Source organism: Vibrio sp. RW, assembly GCF_027587105.1.
GTDB classification, from domain to species: domain Bacteria; phylum Pseudomonadota; class Gammaproteobacteria; order Enterobacterales; family Vibrionaceae; genus Vibrio; species Vibrio toranzoniae.
In genome coordinates this window covers 35229-59311 of the sequence record NZ_JAPPTM010000003.1, presented here as the reverse complement: position 1 = coordinate 59311, position 24083 = coordinate 35229, and the positions used below count along the sequence as shown (strand labels likewise).

Sequence of the window (24083 nt, the reverse complement as noted above, 5' to 3'; positions counted from 1 at the left end):
GTCTCTTTTTTGTGTGAGCATCTTTAACCAACCCCCTCACATCCCAACACCGCCAAAAATGCCTCCAAATACTGTTCGATAGTCAGATCCGCAGAAACAGGTGGTAGTTCTACGGTAATACACGGTAGGTTTCTTTCTTGGCACCAGGTACCGAACGAGCCTGGGGTTTCGTAATCGACGTCTTCGACGAGCGGTAGGTTGAACTGTTTGCCTAGCCAAGTGGCGAGTTCCGATCGGGTTGGGTCGTCGACCATAGCGAGTGGTTCGTGGAAAGAAATGACAAATTTAGGTTGGCGCTGCTCAATGAGGTTGATCAGTGACTGCACTTCAGGTTCAAGCTGGTCGGCTTGTCCCGTTTTCACTTTTACATCTCTGACTGGTGTGTGTGAACTCCAGCGATAAACGGTGCCGTCTTCTGTCCAGTTTTGGGTCGGAAAGGCTCGGTTTAGGTCGACTTGGCTGGCGTTAGCGCGAGTGCCTAGTTGATTGCCGTCTGGGTTCATCGACAGAATCACATCGTGTTGCAAGTTGACGGCTGGCAAGCTTCTTAACGCGCATGACAAGCCTGAGATAGAAGCCGTCTCATCGCCGTGTGTGCCCGCTAAAATCAGCCCGCGAGACTCGCTTTCTACTTGCGCAGGGAAATAGAGCAAGGGTGCGCCTAAGACCGATTTTCCATATGACAGCGGCTTTATTGAAAATGCAGCTCTTTCCGTTCTTGGAATTAAACTCACCTTTATCTCCTGATTGATCAAGTACTATCAAGTATTCACTATTGGCTATATTAATCATTATCTAAGCCCCACTAGATGAACTCCTTTAAATAAACCATAGCGTCAAAACTCGTCAACCGTCGCATTGTTAATTTTATTACTTGCTTCAAAGATAGGCTAGGAGAGCAAACAAACATGGATTTTAAAAAACATTCAACGGCTTTACTCATTTCATCTTTATTGACCCCTTTTATATCAGTAACTGCCGTTGCTGAAACATTGCCTGCTGGAACTTCTCTGGCGAAAGAGCAGCATTTGGTGCGTGCCAACGATGCAGAAGCGGCGACACTCGACCCAGCGAAAGCAGAAGGCTTGCCGGAGATGCACATTCTACGCGACCTATTTGAAGGTTTGGTGATTCAAGATCGTGATGGCAACATTACCCCAGGCGTTGCACAGTCTTGGGAAACCGAAGATAACCAGACGTTTGTATTCCACCTGCGTAAAGACGCGCAATGGTCGAATGGCGATCCGGTGACAGCCGATGATTTCGTGTATGCGATAAGACGTGCGGTCGACCCGAAACTCGCATCACCGAATGTGTGGTATCTCAAGCTCACCCAAATCAACAACATTGCAGACGTAGCCGAAGGCCAGAAGCCTGTTGAAGAGTTAGGTATCTCTGCCGTTGACAAGCACACGGTTAAGTTCGAACTCGATAGTAAAGTGCCTTACTTTGTGGCGATGACAGGCCACACCTCAATGATGCCAGTGCACAAGGCAACGCTAGAGAGCAGCGACAAGCCATGGAACGATCCTAAGCAGTTTGTGGGGAATGGAGCATTTGTTTTAGACGAGTGGGTGGTGAATGAGCGTATTGAGCTAAAGAAGAACCCGAAATATTGGAACAGTGCAAATACGCACTTAACTGAAGTCACCTACATTCCGTTTGAGAATCAGAATGCCTCGATCAACCGTTATGCGGTGGGCGAGGTTGATATCACGTCTGATGTGCCGACACACATGGCTCAACAACTTAAAACCAAATACCAAGATGCGTTTACCGCGGTGCCTTTGCTGTGCACTTATTACTATGCGTTCAATACTACACGAGCTCCGTTTGATGATGCGCGAGTGCGTAAAGCCGTGTCGTATTCTATGATGCGTGACGTTATCACCAATGGTGTTACTCAGGTGGGCAACTTACCGGCTTATACCTTTGCTCATGAGTACACGGCTGGTTTTGATGCGACACAACCTGAATACAGCACATGGACTCAGAAGGAACGAGATCAAAAAGCAAAAGAGCTACTGAAAGAAGCGGGCTATGATGCATCTAACCCTCTGGATTTCAAATTGCTCTATAACACCAGTGAATCGAACAAGTCGATTGCGGTGGCTATCGCTTCCATGCTGAAAGGCAATTTAGGCGCACAAGTTGAGTTGGAAAACCAAGAGTGGAAGTCTTACCTAGTATCCCGTCGTCAAGGTGATTTTGATGTGATGCGCGCCTCTTGGTGTGGCGACTATAATGAAGCGTCGACTTTCTTGAGCCTATTGCGCTCGGACTCTTCTGGGAACTTTGCTCGTTACAACAACGACAAGTACGACTCTGCAATGGACAACGCATTAGCCGCAACCAATGAGCAAGATCGCCAAGGTTTCTATGACCAAGCGGAGCAGTTACTAGCAGAAGATATGCCTATCGCGCCAATTTATTACTACATGCAGGCTCGCCTAGTGCGACCAAGTGTCGGTGGTTTTGCGAAGAACAATGTAGAAGGGCGAATCTATTCTAAGGATCTTTACATCAAAGAGTAATTAGCATGACTAGGGCGTGTTGACCTTTCGTGGTTAAATTTTGTTCGAGATAAAAGCGTTTTAATCGCGGCGAGGGGGAAGTAGCCTAGTCATTCTAAGCAAATCTCCCTCAACAAAGAGTAAAACGCTTTTAGCCGAACCCTTCGGGCAGCGTTTGCTGGTCATTTCTACTACGTTATCGGCTTCTCATGTAGGCTAGCTACACATCGACGCCTCTGCCTTGTATAAATACCCAGTAACTCGCCGCAAAAATCAGCTCGAAAGATCAACACGCCCTAGAGCATTAGTTTAATGAGCGCTTTATTACAAGATTAAATAGCGACACATTTTCTTTAGATGGAGATGGCTGACTCTTTGCAAAGTATTATGACAGTTCGTTGGTAAACTGGACCTGCGGTTGGTGAATGAACACAGAATCAATGAGCTAAAAAGGCGGAGGAGCAGATGAAAGAAGCAGGCTTGCTACTCAATTTTATCGAATCAAATTGGCTAGATGCGATCAAATGGATGGAAGCTGTGATTTTCATTATAATTTGTTATGATTAATCGCTGAATTTAAGGCTTGGATGTGTGCATTTATGCGAATCAGGCCTGATTACCTAAAATCAAATGAGAGTAGGAAGATAGTAAATTATACCATGCTCAGTAAAGTTAAAATGGTATGAAATTCTATCATATTTAAGGAAAAATATGGCCCCTTTCCCGTTAGACATAAAAACTCTAAGTATCGTTTTTATTGTTTTCTCACTAACTTTTAGTATCGGCTTGTTACTATTTCAGTCAGCGCAAAAGAAAGTACTCGGTCTTTCCCTCTTTTCATTATCCATATTTGTGATTGGGCTTGGTACAACGATGTTGAATCTGAGAGGCGTTATTCCTGATTTCATCAGCATTATTATTGCCAACGTCACGATTTCCTATGGCTTTCATTTGGTATTGCATAGCCTGACTATCTTTCGTAACCACTCACTTGAAGTTGTCCGTTACAGTCGCATAGCTTTAGTCATGATTTTAGTGAGTTTTGTTTACTTTACTTATTACGAACCTTCCATCAAAAGTCGTATCATTGCCATTAGTCTTTACTTGGCTTTTGTAACCGCAAGTTCGGCCACCGTAATACTTAATGGAAAAAAGAAAGACCTCACTTTAGCTGTGAATATGATGGCTTTAACCTTTATTATTTATAGTCTCTTCATGTTCTTCCGAGCGACAAAGTCATACTTCTCATTGAAAGAGACCGATGGTGTTATCAGTGGCAATTACTTGAATGAATTCTCGTATATTTTTAGCATTATTTTAATTGTCTCCATGTCCTTTTCAATGCTTTGGCTAATTAATGCTAGGCTCGTACATTCACTTCAATGTCTTTCACAACAAGACCCTCTTACGACATTACAGAATCGTCGTGCTCTAGACAGAGCGGTACAAAGGCACCATACACAAGTTAATCACCAGCCGGTGAGTATCGTATTATTAGACATTGATAACTTTAAACAGGTGAACGATCAATTTGGGCATATTGTTGGTGACGACGCCATAAAAGCCTTAGCCAAAACCGTGTTGAATATAGTCGATTTACCCAATACGGTTTTTAGACTTGGAGGAGATGAAATTCTTATTTGGTTACCGGACTCGAATCTTGAACAAGCTGCAGCTCTTTCAGAACAATTACGCTCTGCCATTGGACAGATTAGACTTGAAGAGCATCCATCGCTGCAAGTTACATCAAGTTTCGGTATCAGTTCACTATCAGAAAATGAAAAGTGGAAAGATTGTGTCGATCGGGCAGATAAAGCTCTTTATCAAGCAAAGCTCAAAGGAAGAAATACGATTGTGATTGAAGAATCATGTGAAAATTACTCGATATCAACAAAAGCGGTAAGTAACTCCTAGTTTAACTTAAGAGCTGGTATTCAGTGAGAGTCTAATATTCACACAAGTCGTTCTTAACATGTTTAACCCTGAAAGATTTTGTCGCGTAGAGCGATGATGTAAATTGACAAACTAAGGTTAAAATAAAAGCGCGAACGGTAGATTGCGATTTACGTTATGAGCAGTTTTTAACACATAAATCATGACACATTAGATGGAGAGACAGCAGTTAACGATGAGTAAGGTTAAACAACAGCCGGTATATATAGCCCTCAGTTACTTAATAATTTCATTTTTATGGGTTTTATTCTCTGATCTCGCGGTTGAGTCATTATCAAGTGACTTACAAGAACATGCCTTAGCACAGACAATCAAAGGTCTGATCTTTATCATTTTAACCTCTACCTTATTATGGATAATGGTTCGGAAAAATAATCGAGATTTAGAGAGCGCTAACGACCTTGATAGTGTAACCGGGCTTCACAGCCCATCAGTTTTTTATCGATACTTAAACAAAAGACTGAACAAATCTCAAGCTAGTGGCCAGTATGTCCTTTTTTTACTTGATATTGATAACTTCAAATCTGTCGCTGATCAGATTGGGTTCGAAAGTACTCATTCATTTTTAAAAGACATCGCACGATCCATTGAACTTCCAGTAGAGCATCAACCTCTTTCATCACGGGTACACTCCGATGGTTTTGCGTGTTTAGTCAAACTTAATGATAAAGAAGCTATTGAATCCTACATTTCTCTCGTACATCGTAGATTTAACCAGTGTGCTTATCGTTATAATACCAACGCCACTTGTTGTATTGGCGCCGCGCTATTTCCGTCGGATGGTAATAATGCGAAGCAGCTCATGGCATCTGCGACCCATGCTTTAACTGAAGCAAAGAAAAGTAAAAATACGATTGAATTTCATGACCCCAAACTCACTGAAATTGAACGTCAGCGTCAAGAAATGGTGCAAGAGTTACGTAAAGCGATTGATGATAAAGCGATTGATATTGTGTTTCAGCCAAAATACGACATTGGAAGTAACTCCGTCGCTGGCGTTGAAGTGTTATCTCGTTGGACGCATGAACGCTATGGTGTCGTTTCACCTGATATCTTTGTCGCGTTAGCCGAAGAGAATCATTTTTGTCGTGATTTGACCACGTTAGTTCTAGAAAAAACTGCGTCACAACTGAGAGCCTGTAGCTTGCTAGGGAGTGTGCTTAATAGTGTTTCGGTTAATATTTCAGCGATAGAGTTAAATAGCGTGGATGACATGGACTATCTGGATAATTATCTACGCACGGATCCCGAGTTCGCTCGCTTACTTTGTCTTGAAATCACTGAGACCGCTATTTTGAAAGATGTGGATCAGTGTGCAATCGCTGTTCAAAAATTAAAAAAACATGGGGTCTCTTTTTCGATAGATGACTTTGGTGTTGGTTACACTTCTTTTGGTATATTTAGCAAGTTGGATGTTGATGAGATTAAAGTCGACCGCAGTTACATCAATGGATTAGAAGATGATTATCGCTCTAGAGCTATAACGTCTGGGATCATTGACATCGCTCGAGGTTTTGGCATTCAAGTGGTGGCTGAAGGGGTTGAAAATGCCCAACAACTGTCAATTTTAAAAACGTTAAATTGCGAACAAGCCCAAGGTTATTATCTTGGCTATCCGATGCCATCCAAACAGTTAAAAGAAAGCCTCACCTCTGAAATAGAACCGTGTTTAACAACATAACCGATTACTTTTTTATCTAGGCGACAGGGGGAAATATGACTTGTATCGAGAAGGATGCTGTTGGTCTAACTAAGAATAAAAAATCCCCATTCGTCTAGTCAACGAATTGGGATTTTTCTTAGTAGGGGGTAGTTACTTTATCAATAGAGAGCAATCACTAACTTATTGATTCTTCGAGTTAGCCTTCCGTTGCCGTTGGCTTTACGTTTTAAATAGTCACCATGTCTGCGGCTTTCTTCATTGCTTCCTTAGTAGAGCATTCAATTACGTTTGCATTGGCAAAGCGGTGTGCGTCTTTTACTTGAATATCGTGAGCCAAGATAACCAGCTTCGCGTTTGCTACATCTAGGTCGGTGATGCGGTTCTGAATGCCGTTTTGACCTTGTGTCTCTACCTTAATCTTAAGGCCTGCTGCCGCACCTGCTTTCTCTAGTGCTTTCGCTGCCATAAAGGTGTGTGCAACACCAGAAGGGCAACAAGTTACGGCGACGATGTCGTACTCGCCTTCGCCTGCTATAGGTGCTGTTTGAGTTTGAACTGGCGCCGCTTCAACCATGTCTTCTTCTGTTTCAACTGCCACTGGTTTCCAGAAGCCAACGATAACCGCAGTGGTTAGTGAGCCAAGTGCGATACCGACCACGTACATTGGAATGTTGCTTGATACTGGCGCAGTGATTAGGCCGCCCCACGGTGCGTGCAGTAGAACATCTGTCATGAAGCCAAACACACAACCCACGATACCACCGGCAACGATTGAAGGAAGTACGCGCATTGGGTCGTTCGCTGCGAACGGGATAGCACCTTCAGAGATACCGATAGAACCCATGATTGCCGCCGCTTTACCTGCTTCTTGCTCTTGTTTAGAGAACTTGTTTTTGAATAGGAACGTCGCCAGTGCCATGCCTAGAGGTGGTGTACAAATCGCGATGCCTACGCCACCCATAAGCCACGGTTGTGTGTCTACTTGAGTTTGAGCAAATAGGGTTGCCACTTTGTTGATTGGACCGCCCATATCAAACGCCGTCATACCACCAAGGATTGTGCCCAGAACCATCTTAGACGCACCAGCCATTGAAGCTAGGAGCTCGTTCATTGAAGACATGAACAGTTTGATTGGCTCACCGATGCCCCACAGTACGATACTTGCAGAGATTAATGTGCCTAGCAGCGGGTAGATGAAGTAAGCACCCAGCGCGGTCATGTTGGTAGACAGCGGGATCTTCTTAAGTTGAAGCACCACACCACCGGCGATGAAGCCAGCCACGATACAGCCAAGGAAACCGCCGCCCATATCAGCCATGATGCCAGAAGAGATCATCGCTGGCGCTAGTGCTGGTTTATCTGCAATTGAGTAACCAATAAAGCCGCCAAGAATGATTGGGAAAAGAACAAGACCCTTGATACCGATGTTAGAGATGTCTGCCAGCAAGCCGTCTGCTGGAACCGCACCTTTACCCGATGCCATTACCGCTAAAGCCAACAGAACACCACCGGCTACGATAAAAGGCAGCATGTGTGATGTACCGAAAAGCAGGTGACCTTTCATGGTACTAAGGATTTTTTTATAGTCGCTACTACTATTATTAGAATTGCTACTGGTATTCGTAGCTTGATTTGCTAGGGGGCTCATAATTGTCTACGCCTTATGAATTAATTAAAATATTAAGGATTTGATGTTCATCTTTTGCGTTATGGATATCTTGAATAAATTCATCACTGAATTTTCCAAATAGTTCTTGTAGTACATAAATATGATGGTCAGCACCGTTATCTGGTGAGGCAATCATAAAAAATACGGTCGGGTTAATGCCGTCTTCATCGCCATACTCAATGCCTTCTCGCTTTACACCAACAGCAATCGCTGGCTCAGTTACTGCCTTGCTTTTTGAGTGTGGGTAAGCGATGCCGTCCATTGAAGTGATGCTTTGAGATTCACGAATTTCAATGTCGGCCAAGAAGGCTTCTTTATTACTGATTCGGTTGTTCTCAAATAACATGCCTGCCAATTCTTCAAACAGTTCTTTTTTATTATTCGCTTGAAGGTTGTTATTAATTAAGTTGACGTTAGTTAGCTGTGTGATCATTTATTAACTCATTCACTATTGAAGTTCTTGAATTAAAATTAATGGATTAACCCGATTCGAGAAATAGCAAATAAAAACCCTTCACTGTACATTTGTATCCAGCAAAATTAAGTGTGATTTGCATCATTCATCCAGTGTGAGTTGGGTCATATTTGATGACGTATTTTTTATGTTTTTGATACGTAGACTGGCCTCTTCAGAAACGAAAATGCCCTGCAAAAGCAGGGCATAGATAGTGTGTGATTAGTGGTGATGGAGCTAGCTGTAAGCGCGCGCCACACGTCCAACGCAATCCAGTTTGTAACTCTCAGCATAAGCCGGAATGAATACCGATTGGCCTTTCTCAATTACGCAGGTTTCACCACATTGATGAGTGAGCACCATGGATTCGTCGAGTGGCAACAGGATCTCGGCGCCTTCGGTAGTGATCTGTCGTTGCTGTGAGTTTTGCACGATAGAGAACTTAAAATCCTCGACCGGAATTTTGTATTCCATCACATCACCTTGCTCAATCGGGCTGAGCAGTAATCTGTCCGCAGGCTTTTCATTAAATCGAGTACAAGAAACCAGTTCGTTCACGTCCATGTACTTAGGCGTTAAGCCGGCACGCAGCACATTGTCTGAGTTCGCCATGATCTCTAAGCCTGTACCCTTGATGTAAGCGTGGGGTGTTTCGGCATCCAAATACATGGCTTGCCCCGGCTTTAGGGTAATCACGTTCAATAGTAGCGGAGCGAACAAGCCGACATCACCTGGATATTGATCTTCCAGTTCTGAAATCAATTGGAATACACGTTTATCAGAAAGCTTGGCCTTCATGAGCAACATCGTAAGCGTCATGCCTTTTTGTTCACCTTCCAAAGACAGTAAGCTCGCAAAAAAGCAGGCTAAGCCATTGGGTGTTTGATCGCCCGCGAGATCGTTTACCATCGAATGTAACTCAGGAATGTCGAGGTAATGAAAATGCTCAAGGATCTCACTGATCGACCTAAAGCCATTCATCGCCGTGTAGTCGGTTAGGGCATATACCAGCTCTGGCTTGTGGTTGGGATCCTTGTAGTTACGGTTGCCCGCTGTCATCGGAATGCCTTGCTGCTCTTCTAGTGCATAGCCAGATTCCGCTTGCTGCTTGTTCGGGTGAACTTGAACAGAGAGTGCTTTCTCCGCCGCTAACACTTTAAATAGGTACGGCAGCTCACCAAAACGACTCGCCACTTTCTCGCTTAGAAACAGGTTTAGGTTCTTAGAGATCAAGCTCGCTAATGTGGTCTGTTGCCCGTTGTCGTTCACCATTGAGCAACCATTCGGGTGAGCGCCCATCCATATCTCGGCTTGTGGCTCACCTGACTGGTTATCAATACCAAACAGTTGGCTAAACGAAGAAGGGCTACCCCATGCGTAGTTTTGAATCACGTTAGTCATAGGGTAGAAAAAGCGTTGTACGAACGAATCGTTCGCTAAAGAAAAATCAGACATCGAAATCACCATGAAGGGAAACATGGCTTGAGCTCTATTCGTTCCTAAAAAACTATTAGCTACTAAAAACAGTAGGGTCGAAGGGCTCAAGCCATTGGAGTTGAAATGGCTTAAGCCGCTGCTGCTGTTAGCTTGGCTTTGCGTAGATTTTTAAGCGCGATACAAGTAACCGCAGTCACGCCCGCACCTGATGCCATGCACAGAAGTGCCAGCATTGGGTAGTTCATTGCGCCGAGTAGAGCCACAACTGGCCCACCGTGAGCAACGCTATTGGTAATACCAAATGAGAACGCCATTACCGCAGCAGTCATTGAGCCAAGTACGTTGGCAGGGATAACCGACATCGGATCTTGCGCCGCGAAAGGAATCGCACCTTCAGATATACCCACCAAACCCATCGCGCCTGCTGCTTTACCTGCTTCAATTTCGGAAGATTCGAACAGGTCGAACTTACGGCCAAGTCTGGTTGCGATAGCCATGCCTAGGGGAGCGACAGGAATTGCACACGCCATTGCACCCATGAACTGAGTTTGACCGCTGGCAATCATGCCGACCGAGAATAGGAACGCCACCTTGTTGAACGGGCCACCCATATCAAAGCCAGCCATGCCACCCAGTACGATGCCAAGCAGAACCACGTTACCTGTACTCATGCTAGTTAGCAGCGCAGTAAGAGCATCCATTAACCCCGCGATAGGCGCGCCAATTACGAAGATGAACAGACCTGCGATGAATAGAGATCCAGTGATCGGAGCGATCATGATAGGCACAAGTGGTTGAACGAATTTGTGGTAGTTAAACGAAGTAATCCATTTAACGAAGTAACCCACTAATAGACCTGCGATGATTGCGCCAATGAAGCCTGTGCCTGCGTCAGCGCCATAGAAAGAGCCATTGTTGGCAATCCAACCACCGATAAGACCTGGGGTTAGAGCTGGGCGGTCAGCAATCGCGTAAGCAATGTAGCCAGCTAAGATCGGGATCATCAGTGTGAAGGCAACGACGCCCACTTCTAGGATCTGGTTCCACATGCTGCCAGCAGGAATCGCCATGCCAGATTCACTTGGCTCACCGCCAATAGCTAAGGCGAGGGCAATCAAAAGGCCGCCCGTCACTACGAATGGGATCATGTGAGATACGCCATTCATCAAGTAACGATAAAGATCTGAACGCGCTTGTGATGCTTTTTCTGCAACAGATTGGTTGGTTGGAGCTTGCTCTGCTTGGTAGCTAGGTGCGTTGAGTGCTTGTTTAATCAAGCCTTGTGTGTCCTTGATTGGCGCTTTTACGTTGGTGCAGATGACGCGTTTTCCGGCAAAGCGAGCCATGTCGACTTGCTTGTCACAAGCCACCACAATCGCGTCTGCGCGTTCAATCTCTTCTTGAGTTGGGCTGTTTTTAACACCAATAGAGCCGTTGGTTTCGACCTTGATGTCGTAGCCAAGAGCCGCCGCACCTTTTTCTAACGCTTCAGCTGCTAAATAAGTGTGTGCAACGCCAGCAGGACAACCAGTCACGCCAATGATGAAACCTTGCTTCTCAATGTTGGTTTCGGTTGCTGAAGGTTCAGGTTTGGTAAGCAGTAGCTCTAACGCTGCTTGTTCAGAGTCGGCATTCATGAAGTTTTCGATAAAACCTTCTTCAATCAATTTTGAAGAAAGTTCTGCCAATACTTCGATGTGGTGATTATCGCCACCATCGGGAGAAGCAATCATAAAGAACAGTTTTGATGGCTGACCGTCATCGGCGCCGTACTCGATGCCCTGTTTATGGACGCCGATAACAACCGCGGGTTTGATCACCGCGCTACTTTTTGCGTGTGGCAGGGCGATGCCTTCTTCAAACCCTGTATTACCTTGTTCTTCACGCGCCTTAATGTCGGCAAGAAACTGTGTTTTGTCTGAAATTCGACCTTGCGCATAAAGCACGTCTATCAGCTCTTTAAATACGTCTTCTTTTGAATCAGCGCTAAGCGAAAGCTTAATCAAATCTTGATTGATCAATGTCGTGATCATAATGAACCCCTACTCTGTTTTTATTTTGTTAGGGGTATTCTGGAATCTACGGCTTGCCTTCTGTAGTGAAGAAAAAATGCATTTACTGGATGATTGATGCGTTCTAAATAGAGTGTGATTTTGATCGGTTGGTGGCGCGTTTTTGGGGTACTGTTGACAACGTTTTCTAGGTGGTGAAGCTTTTATTTGTAAGGGATGCCGCGTGTTGGGTTATCAGAGAAATTACGTGCCATACCAGATTTTTGACTGGAGATTTATTTCCACGACTGGATTTTTGTAACTTAGATCTCAAATTGTGATTTTGCTCAATAGCACTATGTTTCACTAAGGAGTATATCTATTCCCGTAGCCTTATTGCTGTCTATAAGAGTTCGAAGAATGATATTTCATGACCTAATCTCGTCGGTGTTAAACGAGCGAGAACCGTTTCACAACATCTGGTTTGCTGGAGATTTTCATACGCCTTCAGCATGCAGTTATCAGGTGAACTTTCCACGTTTAGAGCTGGTGCTAGACGGAGAGTATATAAACGAAATGGAGAGTCATGACCGCAAGATCACCAACGTTATTGCTAAAGCCGGAGATGCAATCTTCATCCCGCCTAACTGTTGGAATAAACCCAATTGGGATACTGACTGTTCGGTGCTGAGTATGTTGTTTGGTCGTCGTCAGCTTGGTTTAAGTTTGGTGAGCAAGCGCAAAGGGGAAGAAAGCTTCTACGATATTCAAAAGCACAGTATTCAGACTCGTTCTGGGTTTGCGATTGATAACATTTTGGAGGCGCTCAGCTCGTTAGCGCGCGAGAGTAATAAGCAGCCGATGGATGAACTGCTACTGCAAGCGCTGCTGCAATACAGTAAAACCATGTTAGATGCGCCCGTCGAGAAGTCTCACAGTCGAGTACAGGATGTGTATCAAGGTATTTGTATCTACATTCAAGAGAACTTCCACCGCCACATCACACGAGATAGCATCGCCTCGCGCTTTAGTATTTCCTCTAACCATTTGTCACGAATGTTCCGCCAACAAGGCCATATGACGTTGGCCGAATACATCACGCGAGTTCGTGTTGACCGCGCTAAGTTCATGCTTAAGAAGTACAACTTCAAGCTCAATGAAGTGTCGGTTCGTTGCGGCTTTAAAGATGTGAACTACTTCTGCCGAGTATTTAAAAACCGTACAGGAAGAACCCCAACCGAATACCGCGGTTCTATTTAGGTAAGCTCAATTTTCTAGTTGAGTCGTTTTAAATCAGACGTGAAGAGATGTACATGAGAAGAGCTTGTAGGTCGACACTGCTTCGAGTCTTTTGTAAACGCTCATTGACCTGATCGTGAAGCAGGTTTCTGGTTAGGTTGGTAGCCGCCACAATATGCTCTCGTTGTGGCTTGGTAGGCAGTACCAAAGCGATGGCAACCTGTACTTCGCCGATACGTGAGGCCCAGTCAATTGGGTCGTCACTGACTATGACCGCAATCGAGAGGTCTTGGGTCGATTCAAACATCACATGGGGCAGTGCGATCCCTGGAGACACACATGTAGACGAGCGCTCTTCTCGTTTAATAAACGCCAGAATCAGCTCATCCGGATCTTCTGGATACACTAAATGAGCAAGCCCTTTAAGACATTCAAACTTGGTCAGTTGGGTTTGTGCTTTGGCATGGTGCCACTTGATGTCGCAAGGTGGGCATATCTGCGGCATGCGCTGGATTAAGTCGTTCGAGAACTCATGGTTCACTTGTGAGCCAACCATGGCGTAATGTTCAGCAATGACATCTTTAAGAACGAAACAGGCCAGCTCTGCATCGATACCTATCGCGGTGATCTGGCACAAATCGCCACGAAGTAGACCCACTTGCAACATCGCGACAGACTTGGAGAGATCGGCCGTTCGGTTTTGAGTGATGTTGATAATACGGATGGTACTTTTGAACTTCTTTGCCAAGCGGCTAAGCGGCTGCGCGACGTGTGAGTTCGCGGCAGGATCGTCAACGAAGAAGGTGATCTGATACTCGTTCATGAAAGGTCTAGGTTCGACAATGCTTAATAAAGACTTTATCGACACTCAACAGTACCTCTTCCATGGGTATGAATAAGGTTTTAGCTGGGTCGAAGCGGTTTGGCTGTTCAATGTCGATGTCAGAGACGATCAATACCTTGTCTGCGAGGGTAATGTCCTGTGCAGTCAGTAAGTTTTCAATACCCATAGCGCCTTGTGTTTCAACCTTGATTGAAACGTTGAATTTAGGGGCAGTTTTATTTAAAGCATCAGCAGCCATATAGGTGTGGGCAATGCCTGTAGGGCACGCAGTTACCGCTACAATTCTCATTATTATTCTCGGCTTAATCTCGTCCCTGTTACGTTACATAAGCTACCGTTCACAAGCTACCTTGCAAAAGCTATCTTGCGTGGGAAATCCAGTATGGAAAGCTCGCATAGAGGAGGGGCGATATGTTTATGGGTTCTGTGGATTTTATGGATTGCCGTTTTTTATTCCAAGGTGAAAGTCACACTCTGAGTTCTTGGTTACAATAATCCAGTTAATGCACCTTTCGTCCTATATATTGAGTGCCTTTACACCGTTAATCTTTTCATCTTATTAACCTTATCCCTAGGTTAACAGACACTAATTACTTCAGTCTGAATTCAGGCGAGGCAGAGCAGCATATGGATATCACTAACATTATCGAGCCCGAGATTATCTGCTTAGAACTACAAGCAGACTCCAAACAGGCGGTATTTGAAGAGCTTGTCGAGTTACTCGATCGTGCAGGCAAGCTCTCCAATAAAAGTGAATTCCTTGATGATATCTGGAAGCGTGAGGCCATTGGTAATACAGGCTTTGATGATGGTATTGCGATTCCACATGCGAAAAGTACTGCCGTTGCTAAACCTGCTGTGGCGGTAGGCATTAGTCGAACGGGTATTGATTATGGTGCTGATGGCGGTGAACTCTCCGATGTGTTCTTTATGCTCGCTTCACCAGACAACAACGACGACCATCATATCGAGGTACTGGCTCAGATCTCGACCAAATTGATCGAAGATGGCTTTGTTACAAAATTAAAGGCAGTCGAGTCGGTTAAGGAAGCTCAAGAGCTGTTTCTAGAAGCCAATTCAGATTCGTTCGACAGCTATGCTTCTAGCCATCATGAAGTGTATGTCGAGCCGCTCAGCCCTTGGGCACAATCTCTCAATCGCCTTAAAGAACACTTGTTGTATGGCACTTCGCACATGATCCCATTCGTGGTCGCGGGCGGTGTGCTGTTGTCTTTGTCGGTGATGATGTCGGGCCACGGTGCAGTGCCAGAGAATGGCGTTCTGGCGGACATCGCGCAGATGGGCATCGCAGGCTTAACCCTGTTTACTGCGGTACTCGGTGGTTACATTGCGTACTCCATGGCCGACAAACCGGGTTTAGCGCCCGGTATGATTGGTTCTTGGGTTGCGGTGAATCAATACAACACCGGTTTTCTCGGTGCAATTGTGGTCGGCTTCTTTGCGGGTTTTGTGGTGAATCTACTTAAGAAGATCAAACTGCCAGACAGCATGATCTCGTTGAGTTCTATCTTCATCTATCCACTCGTCGGTACCTTCGTTACTTGTGGTGCGGTGATGTGGGTGATTGGCTCTCCGATAGCCCAAGTAATGCTTGAAATGAACCAAATGCTCACGGGCATGGCAGGCTCAGGGAAAATGGTGCTTGGCAGTATTCTTGGCGCGATGACGGCTTTTGATATGGGCGGCCCGATCAACAAGGTCGCTACACTGTTTGCTCAAACGCAGGTGAATACCCAGCCTTGGTTGATGGGTGGCGTTGGCATTGCGATTTGTACGCCGCCTCTGGGTATGGCTCTGGCAACTTTTATATCGCCGAAGAAGTTTAAGCGCGATGAACGCGAAGCAGGAAAAGCCGCGGGGATCATGGGAATGATCGGCATCAGTGAGGGTGCGATTCCATTTGCAGCTGCCGACCCTGCACGCGTTCTACCTGCAGTTGTAGCTGGTGGTATTGTCGGGAACGTAGTCGGCTTTATGTTCCATGTGGTAAACCATGCACCATGGGGCGGTTGGATTGTTCTGCCTGTGGTTGATGGCAAGATTGGCTACATCATTGGCACACTCGCGGGGGCGCTCACCACGGCTTTGATCGTGATACTGCTGAAAAAGAATGTGGTTGAAGGTGAAGCGAGTGCCAACCAGTTTGCTGGTGGTTCGGTGACCGAAGAAGGGCAAGCGGATGTACTCGCGATCACTTCTTGTCCTTCAGGGGTTGCCCACACTTTCCTAGCTGCTAAGTCTTTAGAAAAGGCGGCGCATCACCTTGGGGTTCGGATTAAAGTCGAAACACAAGGTGCTAACGGGATTGGTAATCGCATCACACCAAAAGACATTGAAAAGGCGAGGTTGGTGATCTTTGCGCACGATGTGGCGATTAAAGAAGTTGAGCGCTTTGCGAATGTAAAAACGTTAGATGTCAGCACCAAAGAGGCGATGCTTAATGCGCAGGCGCTGATCATGAGAAAGGTATAACCCTTAAGCTGTAGAGTTAATCATCTATAAAGTTAACTAGACTCAAACTAAAAAGACTCCGCTCTAGCCTTTGGCTAACAGTGGAGTCTTTTTGTATGGTTTCTAAATAAGATCAGCTTTTAGAAAGGATGATACTTAAATATGTCTTCAACCATAGAATTGAGCAAATCGATGTCGTCACAGGTTTTCGCATAGGTACGCAAACCGGCTATTTGGACCTGAACATGTCGAGCAAGTTGAGTCGGTTCACGCTCTTTGCTGAGCTCACCCAGTTCTTGCGCTTCGGCAATCAGCTTAGCGAATTCACCTTCCATGATCTTCAGTGACTTCTTGGCTTCTTCTAATAACTCAGCGTGCTCATCAGTCAGTTCTGCGACCGTTTTTGCCAGCATACACATGCCGTTTGGTGCGCTCTGTTTTGATTCGACCACAGCACGTTTGACGAAGCTTTCGAGCGCTTTGATTGGAGAGTTGGTTTCGCTGCGAAAGCGGTTCAGGTTGAGGATGCCAAGTTCGGTATAGCGAGCAAGCGCCTCTTTAAACAGACCTTCTTTACTGCCAAATGTCGCGTAGATGCTACCCGGACGCATATCAATCACGTCTTGCAGGTTGCGCATAGATGTCGCGTGAAAGCCCTTTTCCCAATACAGGTTTGTTGCTTTATCTACTACGTCTTGTCTATCGAACTTCGCGGTCTTGGCCATAACATCTACTTCATTAATCTGAGCATACGTTCAATATTTTATGCTGAACGTTCGTTCTAGTAAAGGGATGTTTGGTGACTCTGGCTACTACGCGAAGACCCAGAACATCAAGAGTGAGAGAAACGTGTTAGTCATTAGAAAATTATATTAATCATCAATAACTTCTACGGTCTTATGCTGCGCGCCATAATAGGTACTTTCATCGATGGTATACATCAGTGTTGCTTTGCACTCCGGGCAATCGAATTCTTCATTGGGTTCGATGGCGGCTTCTTCTACCCATTCCCAACCGATATGTTCTTCGCAAGTGGGGCAATCCATAAAAATCTCTCTCAGTTGTTATCGTATGTAACGGCGAGCCTCTATTTAATAAGCTCGTTATTATACATACCTAATTAACGCTGAATAGTTCGTTGGTGCTGAATAGTTAGCGAACTTTAAGCTCATAATTGGTGCATCCTTACCCCTTATGGGTAGTGTAAAATGTGTCAATTTTCAGTCGCTTACGTCAATTAAATATTGGTCTGGGTGTTTTTCGTATCGTTAGGTCATTTAGCTAACAGTTTTATCGATAAACCAATGTATTTTGTAAGGTTAAATGTTACCTTCATCGCAGACCGATCTGTGTGGCACAGAAATTGATGCACATTGATCAAGTTGAATAATTATACAGCCACAATTGAGGCGCATCTGATTAGAAGTGTGTCGAGTTAGATGGTTGAGAAAGATTTGTTAGCTGCTAGGGAGATAATAATGAATTTAACCGATATGTCTTTTAAGCAAAAAATCATCGCTTTGCTTATTTTACCGATTTTAGGTTTTCTATGGCTGAGTGTTTCTGCGATTTCAAAAGGCGTAGAAACCACCAGTGAAATGACATCATTAAACCAACTTACGCGTTTGTCAGTCGTGTACAGCGAATTGGTGCATGAGTTACAGAAAGAGCGTGGAATGACGGCTGGATTTATCGGCTCACAGGGCACCAAGTTTGTCAGTGAACTACGAGCCCAAAGAGCCAGTGCTGATAATAGACGTAATCTGAAAACAGAATACTGGCAATCTGCAGGGATCGACCTACCGCAAATCGCTCGTCTGAACGCAGAAATAAGCCAAAGCTTAAATCAAATTACTTCTATTCGTAATCGAGTCGATACTCAATCTATTCCACTTTCTGAAGCTTTAGGTTACTACACCAAACTCAATGCCAAGTTACTTAGTGTTTCTGCCTTAATTGCAGAGCTCAGTTCTGATGCCACTATCACTAAAGAAACCATCGCTTACTACAACTTCCTGCAGGGTAAAGAGCGCGCTGGTATTGAACGAGCGGTGCTAAATAATACCTTCTCAAAAAATGAGTTTGGTCCCGGTATGCTGGTTAAATTCATCTCTTTGGTGACAGAGCAAAATACCTACTTCTCGAACTTCAAAGTGTTGAGTAACCCAGACAGCGTCCGATTTTTTGAGCAACAGTTAAATGACCGCTCGGTGGCCGAAGTAGAAAAGCTTCGCGATTTAGCGGAATCTAAAATGAGTGGTTTTGATGTCGACCCTGTGTACTGGTTTGCACAATCAACAGCACGTATTATTCAGCTGAAGAAGACAGAAAACCATTTAGCAGAATCATTGATCACGCTTACGGAACAAAAAGCTTCCAGTGCTCGATCGGCAATGATTACCAGTATTGCTATTTTTGTCGTGATTACCTTGTTCTCGACCTTTGTTAGCGTTAAAGCAATTACTGATCTGACGACTCGAGTGAAAGACTTAACGAGAGTGCTTTCAAAAGTACGTGATGAGAATGACCTAACGGTACGTGCGACTTACGAAGGTAAAAGTGAATTAGGTCAGATCTCGTTATCGCTTAATACAACTCTAGAGAAGTTCTCTGAAGTTATCGACAACCTGTCTCAATCTAGTCTGACACTCGCTTCTGCTGCAGAAGAGACGGCGCAAACTTGCCAATACAACTCCAACACCTTAGTTGATCAACAAGACCAAATTGGCTTAATTGCAACCGCGACAGAAGAACTTTCAGCAACGGTGAACGAAGTCGCGGCTAAAACACAACAAACAGCAAGTTCAGCTAAGTTGGCTAATAAACAGTCACAAGAAGGCTTAAGCACGGTTCAGCACTCTTACCAATCGATTGAAAACCTAGCGTCTGAGATTAACGATCTGGCTGAAAAAATTACCCACCTACACGACAGTAGCAATAATATTAACAGCGTGATTGACGTGATCAAATCGGTTGCTGACCAAACCAACTTACTCGCGCTAAACGCGGCGATTGAAGCGGCACGTGCTGGTGAGCAAGGTCGTGGTTTCGCCGTCGTAGCGGATGAAGTTCGTACATTGGCGCAGCGCACTCAAGAGTCTACCTTGGAAATTGAAGGCTTCATTGGTTCACTACAATCAGACGTGCAAACCGCGTTTAACGTGATTGATAACAGTAAGGAGATGTCGTCAAGAGCCGTAGAGGACTCACGAGGAGTAGAGAAAACTCTGCAAGATATTTCAATTGCAGTGAGCGAGATATTTAGCATGACAGAACAGATTGCAACCGCAACCGAAGAGCAAGCCGTCGTGACTCAAGATATTGCTCAGAACGTGATGGCGGTAGAGCAGAAGTCGACAGAATCTACGACAGGTGCAACGCAAATTGCTGCGACAGCCAAAGAGCAAGCAGAACTAGCAGCCTCACTGAAACAGCTCTCGAATACTTTTAAGAGTTAAGAGTTAAGAGTTAAGAGCTTGATACGAAGATATGACTCACTTACAGCGGGCATATCTTCGTTAGGCGCTAGAATTAGTGTACGTGTTTAGCGATAAGCTTCGCTAAGGTAACTATCCCTTCCTTCCACTCTTTACTCTCTTCAATATTGGCAACAGTGAATCGCAAACAGTTCCTGTATTGGTCATTCGTCCCAAATACTGTTCCGGGTAAAATGCCTAACTTATGTTTTAAACAATCTTGATAGACCGCGTAGCTATCGACCGATTCAGGTAGTGTTATCCAGTTTAGAAAAGATCCCTCTGGCTTCGATAAATGATAGCGTCCTTTAAGGTGTGGGTAGTTATCCAGTGCTTGTATCAACAAGCTTTGAAACTGCTTTTGATTGGTTTGGTAGAGCCGTTTCATTTTGGATAGGTGACTGCGATATTTGCCTGTGGTGAGAAATTGCCCTACCGCGGATTGCATCAAATTTGAGCTGCCCATGTTGTCGCAAAGCTGATATTTTTCGACCAAAGGCTGGTAACGCCCCGACAGTAGCCAGCCAATTCGCAAGCGCGAGTCTAAGGTTTTAGATAGTGAGTTCACGTAGATAACCCGATCTTGGTTATCAAGCTCTTTGAGGCTGGCGATTGGTCTATCAAACGCCAGACTACCAAACACATCGTCCTCGATGAGCGGTAAAGAGCCAGTGACCTCCAATAATAACTCACGGTTAGCTAACGGCATTCGCGAACCTGTTGGATTGGTAAAGTTCGGTGTGAGAAGCAGCGTTTTTACTTGCCATTTATCAAGTGCACTTTGTAGCGATGGGATGTCTATTCCGTGGCTAACACTGCTTGGTATTTCTAGAGCCTGCAAACCGAGTGATTCAAGTAGCAGCAAGTTGCCGAAGTAACACGGTGATTCTACCGCTACGATGTCACCCGGCTTGGTTAATGCCCGTAAAGCCAGGCTGATCGCTTGTTGCGCGCCATGAGTAATCGCAATCTCTTTCGATCCCGCAGGTACGCCTAGATCATGGGTGATCTTTAATAATTGCCTTACTAATTGTTCGTCACCGGGCGGTAACTGGTAATAACCCGGTAATTGGGTTTGTAAACGGCTGTGTCGACCTATTTCGGCATATAAGCTACGAATGGCGGGGTTGTTGATGTTGGGATGGGCAGAGCCAGCCAGCAGTTTTAAACGACCTTTCGGGGGAGAGAGTACAGATTTTGTGACTGACAATAGATCGACTTTTTGAGGTTGGCTTGGCGTATCCCAGTTAGTGGTATTAGGTGCTTTGACGCGATAACCTGATTTGGGAACAGAATAAACCCAGCCTGTCGCTTCGAGTTCTTGATAGGCTCGAATCACGGTATTTTTACTCACACCAAGTTGTTCACTGAGTTGGCGAATAGAAGGTAATCGGTCATCGGGGTGAAACAAGCCTTTCTCGATCTGAGTTTTAATGTGCTGCTCGGTCGCTAGATACTTGTTGCTGCTGAGTTCTACGTCCACACATTCACCTCTCGTTTGTTTTTAATCTGTAACCATTAAAAGTATTATATCTGTATCTTTATTACTTATCTGTACCCAACTAAGGTAACAGCATTAATGAAGAGTTGGCCAGAGGTTTGTAATGCTGATTAAAATGATTCCTTTTGTGTTTGTAATATTGTGGTCGTCGGGCTTTGTTGGCGCACGTCTTGGTGTTGAATACGCCGAGCCTGCGACGTTACTTTCACTTAGGATGGTCGCTAATGTCGCGCTGTTTTTAGTTTTGATAGCGTTTCTTAAGCGTCGTATTCCTCGTGGTCGAGCATTTTTTCACGCCTGCGTGGTGGGCATTCTGATTCATGGTTTCTACCTTGGTGGAACGTACTTTGCTATAAATTTTGGCATGCCTGCGGGGCTCAGTTCGTTACTTGTTGGCTTACAACCTATTCTCACGGCACTGATCATGGTCAGCTGTACGTCACAGCGTTTTAACGCCGCTCAATGGCTTGGCTTATCGCTTGGTTTTGCTGGTATTAGTTTAGTGTTGATGGGGAATATTGAATGGCAATCGGATGATCAGAAAAGCATCGCGACGTTATTGTGCTTAGTCTCACTGGTTGGTATTACCTGCGGTACTTTATACCAGAAGCGCTTTTGTCAGGGGACTGATATGGTAGGAGGGGCGATGGTGCAATACTTAGCTGCCGCGGCCTTGTTTCTTCCTTTCGCGATGCGTTACGAAACCATGCAAGTGAACTGGACTCTGGAGTTTACTCTAACGCTTGCTTGGCTCGTCATTGTTCTATCGTGCGTAGCAATTCTGTTGCTGTTGTATATGGTTGAGCATGGTGCATCCTCAAGCGTGGCATCGGTGTTTTATTTAGTTCCGCCAACGACGGCAATTCAAGCTTGGCTTATTTTTGGCGAGTCGTTTGACACCTATGGTGCAATGGGGTTTGCCTTGTCAGCTACAGCGGTATATTTGGTAGTGAAGAAGCCAGTTTTAATGAAACCGCGAAGACGAGCTGCTTTAGACTGATAGCAATAAAAAGAGCCTGAATCGTACTCAGGCTCTTTCTGGTGAGTTGTTTGTTAGCGACTAAGAATTAGCGCTTCATCAAGCACGCATAAGCTGTTGTAAATGGAGCTTCTTGGTATTGCTTAAGGCCAGTTTCTTTGAACTTCATCATAAGAGGGTTACGCTTAAGGCTTTCTTTGATGTCAGTTGGTGACACAACAGTGACGTCTAGTCCATCGATCAACTGAATTGCGGCTTCTAGTTTGAAGCCAAAACCACCGCCAGCAAATTTACCTTTTGTTTGGCGTTGACGAATCACAACTTTATCTACTTGGTAATCTTCCATTAACTTTGCAAAAGAGAATTGAAAGTCTTTCATATTCTGTGTGTCGTTTGCGTCGCTAATCGCAACCTTAGAAACTCGGCAATCAGGGATATTAAATACACCATCTGACAGAGAAAGAAGACAGATGACTGCGTCGTTACCTTTGATTTCAACACCACAAATTTTCATGTTTATACCTATTTACTTTTGAGCCGTACATTATGGTTCTATTTCCATGACTTCTCCAGTATTTGAGCATACCTGTGGTAAATAAGTACAATATTTCTTTTAGTTTTATCTTTTCCAAGTTGCCCCTTGCTTAAACATTCGACAGTCGATACAGGGACGCCATGAGTGCTAAGGTTTTGGAAGTGGCTTTCGCAAGTCATGGTGCTGAACGTGCAATGGGTCTTCGGATACAGCATTGAGCTGACGGTGATCTCTATGAGGATGAGGCGTTTAGGGGGGGTGATTTTGAATGGTTGTAGTCGGTCTCTCTATGCACATAACTTATCGAGCATGGTGACACTGATTTGTAACTTCAATACACTGTCTGGGTAACCATCGTTCAGTATAGGGTAAATATAGGTATGGCCAATTGGGAAGGGGTAAGTGAGTTTGTTGCAGTGGCAGAACGTGAAAGTTTTACCAGTGCGGCGCAGAAGCTTGCTACGTCAGTGGCTCAAATAAGTCGTAGAGTCGCGAACCTTGAAGAACGTCTCGCGGTTAAATTATTAAACCGAACCACGCGCAAAGTCTCTTTGACAGAAGCTGGCCTGCTCTACTATCAACAATGTAAGTTGTTGGTTGAAGGTTTAGAAATTGCAGAACTTGCGGTTACACAGATGCAATCTACACCAAAAGGTCTGCTGAAGGTCACCGCTCCTGTGACCTATGGAGAGCGTCAACTTGCCCCGCTTCTTCACCAATTCTTAAAGCTCTACCCACAGGTAGAATTAGATCTGATGTTAACCAACCAAAAGCTTGATCTTATCGACTCAGGTGTTGATGTGGCGATTCGCTTAGGTCGCTTAGAGGACTCTAGCCTGGTAGCAAAGAAGCTCTCACAGCGACAACTTTATGTTTGTGCTAGCCCCAAATATATTGAACACTCTGGAGAGCCGCATACGCTCTCGGAGTTGACCAATCATCAATGTTTGGTGGGTGGTTTTGAACATTGGCGTTTCAAAGAAAACGGTCGCCCTCGCTCTGTTCGTGTCAATGGGCGCATTAAGTGCAACAGCGGTCTCGCATTGCTGGATGCAGCGAAGCAGAGCATTGGCTTGGTTCAATTACCTGAATATTACGTAAGCGAAGATCTAGAGTCGGGAGAGTTGGTTGAAGTGCTGTCTGATTACCGAGACGATAAAGAGGGGATTTGGGCGCTTTATCCGCAGAATCGCAATTTGTCTTCAAAGGTTCGCTTGTTAGTGGAGTTTCTTTCCGAGCAATTGGATTAATGGTATGAACCAAGCTGTCTTTGATTAAGTACAGAATATTGGCTCTATTTGAATGGCTTCTTTGTATTAATACATCATTAAACCAAAATTGGGCTTCAGAATAGAGA

At 44.9% G+C, this 24083-nt stretch carries 19 protein-coding genes; 8 read left to right on the top strand and 11 right to left on the bottom strand.

From position 1 onward, the window contains the following. Window positions 1–23: 23 nt before the first annotated feature. Window positions 24–734 (bottom strand): murein tripeptide amidase MpaA, encoded by a 711-nt coding sequence (gene mpaA / locus OCT63_RS03240; RefSeq protein WP_161754007.1) that lies wholly within the window; start codon window positions 732–734, stop codon window positions 24–26. A 174-nt stretch (window positions 735–908) separates the two neighbouring features. On the opposite strand from mpaA, the gene OCT63_RS03235 reads away from it, so the two are divergent. The 3 genes from OCT63_RS03235 (at window position 909) to OCT63_RS03225 (ending at window position 6147) form a co-directional block, all read left to right on the top strand. Beyond that, window positions 909–2534, top strand: coding sequence for an ABC transporter substrate-binding protein (locus OCT63_RS03235; protein WP_269983181.1), 1626 nt, complete (start codon window positions 909–911; stop codon window positions 2532–2534). A gap of 690 nt (window positions 2535–3224) precedes the next feature. Beyond that, window positions 3225–4427, top strand: coding sequence for a GGDEF domain-containing protein (locus OCT63_RS03230; RefSeq protein WP_269983180.1), 1203 nt, complete (start codon window positions 3225–3227; stop codon window positions 4425–4427). Between the two features lie 214 nt (window positions 4428–4641). Next, window positions 4642–6147 (top strand): putative bifunctional diguanylate cyclase/phosphodiesterase, encoded by a 1506-nt coding sequence (locus OCT63_RS03225; RefSeq protein WP_269983179.1) that lies wholly within the window; start codon window positions 4642–4644, stop codon window positions 6145–6147. A gap of 208 nt (window positions 6148–6355) precedes the next feature. On the opposite strand, the gene OCT63_RS03220 is transcribed toward OCT63_RS03225, so the two are convergent. The 4 genes from OCT63_RS03220 to OCT63_RS03205 all read right to left on the bottom strand — a co-directional run bounded on the left by OCT63_RS03220 (window position 6356) and on the right by OCT63_RS03205 (window position 11722). Further along, window positions 6356–7777: a fructose-specific PTS transporter subunit EIIC gene (locus tag OCT63_RS03220; protein WP_269983178.1), complete on the bottom strand. Its 1422-nt coding sequence runs from the start codon at window positions 7775–7777 to the stop codon at window positions 6356–6358. Window positions 7778–7790: 13 nt separating this feature from the next. Further along, window positions 7791–8231, bottom strand: a complete 441-nt coding sequence (locus tag OCT63_RS03215; protein ID WP_102280418.1) for a PTS sugar transporter subunit IIA — start codon at window positions 8229–8231, stop codon at window positions 7791–7793. A gap of 258 nt (window positions 8232–8489) precedes the next feature. Further along, a complete protein-coding gene (gene manA, locus OCT63_RS03210) occupies window positions 8490–9707 on the bottom strand; it encodes a mannose-6-phosphate isomerase, class I (RefSeq protein ID WP_161685150.1) in 1218 nt (405 codons plus the stop codon). A gap of 110 nt (window positions 9708–9817) precedes the next feature. Continuing rightward, a complete protein-coding gene (locus OCT63_RS03205) occupies window positions 9818–11722 on the bottom strand; it encodes a PTS fructose transporter subunit IIABC (RefSeq protein WP_161685148.1) in 1905 nt (634 codons plus the stop codon). Window positions 11723–12100: 378 nt separating this feature from the next. Here OCT63_RS03205 and OCT63_RS03200 point away from each other — a divergent pair, with 378 nt between their 5' ends. Beyond that, window positions 12101–12940, top strand: a complete 840-nt coding sequence (locus OCT63_RS03200; protein WP_060468969.1) for a helix-turn-helix transcriptional regulator — start codon at window positions 12101–12103, stop codon at window positions 12938–12940. Window positions 12941–12968: 28 nt separating this feature from the next. On the opposite strand, the gene OCT63_RS03195 is transcribed toward OCT63_RS03200, so the two are convergent. Then, window positions 12969–13742, bottom strand: a complete 774-nt coding sequence (locus OCT63_RS03195) for a PTS sugar transporter subunit IIA (RefSeq protein ID WP_161685146.1) — start codon at window positions 13740–13742, stop codon at window positions 12969–12971. A 7-nt stretch (window positions 13743–13749) separates the two neighbouring features. Next, window positions 13750–14052 carry a PTS fructose transporter subunit IIB gene (locus OCT63_RS03190; protein WP_055319098.1) on the bottom strand — a complete coding sequence of 101 codons (303 nt, stop codon included), beginning with the start codon at window positions 14050–14052 and terminating at the stop codon, window positions 13750–13752. Window positions 14053–14390: 338 nt separating this feature from the next. Between OCT63_RS03190 and OCT63_RS03185 the strand changes: the two genes are divergently transcribed. Beyond that, entirely contained in the window at window positions 14391–16256 is a 1866-nt protein-coding gene (locus tag OCT63_RS03185) for a fructose-specific PTS transporter subunit EIIC (RefSeq protein WP_161685144.1), read from the top strand. A 119-nt stretch (window positions 16257–16375) separates the two neighbouring features. Here the strand turns inward: OCT63_RS03185 and OCT63_RS03180 are convergent, their stop codons facing one another. Together OCT63_RS03180 and OCT63_RS03175 are read right to left on the bottom strand one after the other, a co-directional pair. Continuing rightward, window positions 16376–16960: a TetR/AcrR family transcriptional regulator gene (locus OCT63_RS03180; RefSeq protein ID WP_161685142.1), complete on the bottom strand. Its 585-nt coding sequence runs from the start codon at window positions 16958–16960 to the stop codon at window positions 16376–16378. Window positions 16961–17107: 147 nt separating this feature from the next. Then, window positions 17108–17281 (bottom strand): hypothetical protein, encoded by a 174-nt coding sequence (locus tag OCT63_RS03175; RefSeq protein ID WP_202603105.1) that lies wholly within the window; start codon window positions 17279–17281, stop codon window positions 17108–17110. 432 nt (window positions 17282–17713) lie between these two features. Between OCT63_RS03175 and OCT63_RS03170 the strand changes: the two genes are divergently transcribed. Next, entirely contained in the window at window positions 17714–19693 is a 1980-nt protein-coding gene (locus OCT63_RS03170; RefSeq protein WP_161685140.1) for a methyl-accepting chemotaxis protein, read from the top strand. Between the two features lie 73 nt (window positions 19694–19766). Here the strand turns inward: OCT63_RS03170 and OCT63_RS03165 are convergent, their stop codons facing one another. Next, a complete protein-coding gene (locus tag OCT63_RS03165; RefSeq protein WP_060468964.1) occupies window positions 19767–21194 on the bottom strand; it encodes an aminotransferase-like domain-containing protein in 1428 nt (475 codons plus the stop codon). A gap of 121 nt (window positions 21195–21315) precedes the next feature. On the opposite strand from OCT63_RS03165, the gene OCT63_RS03160 reads away from it, so the two are divergent. Next, window positions 21316–22212 carry a DMT family transporter gene (locus OCT63_RS03160; RefSeq protein WP_017054856.1) on the top strand — a complete coding sequence of 299 codons (897 nt, stop codon included), beginning with the start codon at window positions 21316–21318 and terminating at the stop codon, window positions 22210–22212. 67 nt (window positions 22213–22279) lie between these two features. Here the strand turns inward: OCT63_RS03160 and OCT63_RS03155 are convergent, their stop codons facing one another. Beyond that, window positions 22280–22705: a DUF3010 family protein gene (locus tag OCT63_RS03155; protein ID WP_017054855.1), complete on the bottom strand. Its 426-nt coding sequence runs from the start codon at window positions 22703–22705 to the stop codon at window positions 22280–22282. 401 nt (window positions 22706–23106) lie between these two features. Between OCT63_RS03155 and OCT63_RS03150 the strand changes: the two genes are divergently transcribed. Further along, window positions 23107–23976: a LysR family transcriptional regulator gene (locus OCT63_RS03150; protein ID WP_269983177.1), complete on the top strand. Its 870-nt coding sequence runs from the start codon at window positions 23107–23109 to the stop codon at window positions 23974–23976. Window positions 23977–24083 lie beyond the last annotated feature (107 nt).